Raw genomic sequence first — 3,718 nt, 5'->3', positions numbered from 1 at the left:
AACGCCTGCACCTGACCCAGCCGGCCATCAGCAAGCGTATCGCCGGGCTGGAGCAACAGCTCAAAGTGCGTCTGTTCGATCGGCTCGGCCGAGAAGTCGGCCTGACCGAGGCTGGCCGAGCCCTTCTGCCACGGGCCTATCAGATTCTTAACGTGCTGGATGACACCCGCCGCGCCCTGACCAACCTGACCGGCGAAGTGACCGGACGCCTGACGCTCGCCACCAGCCACCATATCGGCCTGCATCGGCTGCCACCTCTATTGAGGGAGTTCACCCGACGCTACCCTGAGGTGGCGCTGGATATTCAGTTCCTCGATTCGGAAGTGGCCTACGAAGAAATTCTCCACGGCCGGGCGGAGCTGGCGGTCATCACCCTGGCCCCGGAACCGCACACGCTGGTGCGCGCCACGCCGGTGTGGGACGACCCCTTGGACTTCGTGGTGGCGCCGGAGCACGCGCTGTTGGACAACGGCCCAGTCAGCCTGGCAGACATCGCCTTGCATCCGGCGGTTTTTCCCGGCGGCAATACCTTTACCCACCACATTGTTCAACGCCTGTTCGAAGCCCAGGGCCTGACGCCGAACATCGCCATGAGCACGAATTATCTGGAAACCATAAAAATGATGGTCTCCATCGGCCTGGCCTGGAGCGTCCTGCCGCGCACCATGCTCGATGAACAAGTGGCACGCATTCCTTTGCCGGGCATACAGCTCAGTCGCCAGCTAGGCTATATCTTGCACACCGAACGGACGCTGTCGAATGCTGCACGGGCTTTCATGTCCTTACTGGACGCACAAATCGATCTGCCAGGGAAAAGGGCATAGGTTGTGCTACTCCTATAGAGCCGAAACGCCTGCGCCCAACGCCCCAAATTGCCCAAGGCTCGCGAGATAATGCCCAAATCCGCTGACCAATTCCCGCCCCTGCCGCGCATTCAGGCGCTAGACCCGAAACGGTCCGAGCAAAGCTGGGACAGTGCCCCACAGTTGCTGGCCGCCCTGAACGGCGCGCGCCTGGGAGCCTGGTCGTGGGACATTGATACCGGGCGGATCAGTTGGTCACGGGGCACCCAGGCGCTGTTCGGCTTCGATCCGCGCCAGCCATTGCCGGCGGATGTGGACTATCTGGACCTGTTGCTCCCCCAAGACCGAGCAAAGGCCATCCGCGCCTTTCATGCGGCTGTGGCCGGTGCGCCGCTGGAACAGGCCATGCACCATCGCATCGTCTGGCCCGACGGCAGCCTGCACTGGCTGGAAATCAACGGCAGCGTATTACCCGACAAACACGGCCGCCCGCGGATGATCGGAGTAATCCGGGAGATCACGCACCAGCGCGAACGGGAGCAGGCACTGCGCAACTCGGAAAAACGCTTCGCCACGCTCTTTCACCTATGTCCGAACATGGTGCTGCTGACCCGCCAGGAAGACGGGCTGATCATCGAGGCCAACCAGTATTTCGAAAGTCTGTTTGGCTGGCCGCTGCACGACATCATCGGCCGCACGACGCTGGAACTGGGCCTATGGGTCGACCCCGGACAGCGGGCAAAACTGGTGGAGATCATCAAGGCCAACGGCGAAATGGCGAGCATGGAGGTGGAACTGCAGGCCAGCAATGGTCAGATCCACAGCGGCCTGCTCAGCGCCCAGAAGGTCGAGCTGGAAGGCCAGCCTTATCTGCTGAGCACCTTCCTCGATACCACCGAACGCAAACTCGCCGAACAGGCCCTCAAGGACAGCCAGGAACGCCTCGATCTGGCCCTCGATTCGGCGCAACTGGGCACCTGGGACTGGCATATCCCCAGTGGCATGCTCTACGGCTCGGCCCGGGCGGCGCAGTTGCATGGCCTGGAGCCCAAGCCGTTTCACGAGTCGTTCGATGCGTTTTTCGAAGGGGTGCCCGATGACGAGCGCAACAACATGCGCAACGCCTACCGCAGCCTGCGGGAAGGCCCGGCGGGGAATTATCAACTGACCTACCGCGTACAAATGCCGGACGGCAGCGCTCGATACCTGGAAAGCCGCGCACGTCTCTATCGTAATGACGACGGCAGCCCGCTGCGCATGGCCGGTACCTTGCTGGACATCACTGACCAGGTAGAACGCGAACAGAGCCTGGCGGCGTCGGAAGAAAAATTCGCCACCCTGTTCCAGGTCAGCCCCGACCCGATCTGCGTAACCCATCAGGACAGTGGCCGGTTCCTCGAAATCAATTCCAGCTTCACCCAGACCTTCGGCTGGTCAGCCACCGACGTGATCGGCCTGAGCGCCGACGAAATCGGCCTGTGGGACGCATCGGGGAGCAGCCTGCAACGCATCGAAAGGGTGATACGCGAGCGCTCCCTGAACAACGTGGCCGTCGTCGTCCACCATAAAAACGGCCAGCCGCTGACATGCGTGATTTCCAGTCGCCAGATCAACGTCGGCAACCAGCCCTGCATCGTCACCACCCTCCGGGATATCTCCCAGCAGCAGCGCTCCGAGGCGGCCCTCAAGGCCAGCGAGGAGAAATTCGCCAAGGCTTTCCATTCCAGCCCTGACGCGATCACCATCACCGAACGCGACAGCGGCCGCTACCTCGAAGTCAATGACGGCTTCTGCCGCCTGACCGGCTACCGCGCCGACGAAGTGATCGGGCATACGGTCTACGAGGTCGGTATCTGGGCCGAAGAAAAACAACGCATGGCATTGCTGGCCGAACTGGAGCTCAAGGGCCGGGTGCATCACCAGGAAATGCTCGGGCGCAATAAACGCGGAGAGATCCTCACGGTGGAGGTCTCGGTCGAACCGATCATGCTCAATGAAACGGCCTGCCTGCTGCTGACCGCCCGGGACGTGAGCCTGTTGCGCAATGCCGAAGCACAGATCCGCCACCTGGCCTATCACGATCCGCTGACCAACCTGCCCAACCGCGCCTTGCTGATGGATCGGCTGAGCCAGCAGATCGCCTTGCTCAAGCGCCATAACCTGCGGGGCGCCCTGCTGTTTCTGGACCTGGACCACTTCAAGCACATCAACGACTCACTGGGCCACCCAGTGGGCGACACGGTGCTGAAAATCATCACCGCACGCCTGGAAGCCAGCGTGCGCCTGGAAGACACCGTGGCGAGGCTGGGCGGCGACGAATTCGTGGTGCTGCTCAGCGGCTTGGAAGGCACCCGCAGCGCAGTCAGCCAACAGGTACAGAACCTGGCCGACACTCTGCGCGAATTACTGTCGGAGCCGATGTTTCTCGATGGCCAACGGTTGCAGGTCACGCCGAGCATCGGCATGGCGCTGATTCCCGACCATGGCTCCACCCCCACCGACCTGCTCAAGCGCGCCGACATTGCGCTGTACCGCGCCAAGGATTCGGGGCGCAACACCTCGCAGATGTTCCACACCACCATGCAAAAAGCCGCCAGCGAACGGCTGCGCATGGAAACCGACCTGCGCCAGGCCTTGGCTCGCGGGGAGTTCAGCGTACATTTCCAACCTCAGGTCGACGCCCGGGACAACCGCATCATCGGCGCCGAAACGCTGGTGCGCTGGCATCACCCCGAATTGGGCGCCCAATCGCCGAATGAATTCATCAAAGTGCTGGAGGACAGCGGGCTGATCCTGGAAGTTGGCACCTGGATTCTCGATGAAGCCTGCAACGGCTTCAAACAACTGATCGCCAAGGGCAAGATCGATCCGCTGCAATTCAGCCTGTGCGTGAATATCAGCCCACGGCAGTTCCG

2 protein-coding genes are annotated in these 3,718 nt (G+C 62.0%); both read left to right on the top strand.

Annotated elements, in window-relative coordinates; genetic code table 11:
* Positions 1 to 824 (top strand): LysR family transcriptional regulator (locus GSM73_RS00290; protein WP_256676614.1); only part of this gene is annotated, 824 nt, incomplete at its 5' end.
* A gap of 69 nt (positions 825 to 893) precedes the next feature.
* The coding region (locus GSM73_RS00285) for a PAS domain S-box protein (protein ID WP_256676630.1) at positions 894 to 3,718 on the top strand (2,825 nt) is incomplete at its 3' end.

Origin of the sequence: Pseudomonas sp. PICF6 (assembly GCF_009831705.1) — a bacterium.
Classification (GTDB): Bacteria; Pseudomonadota; Gammaproteobacteria; order Pseudomonadales; family Pseudomonadaceae; genus Aquipseudomonas; species Aquipseudomonas rhizophila.
Note: the sequence above shows the minus strand (reverse complement) of the source record. Positions and strands in the feature narration are given on the sequence as shown.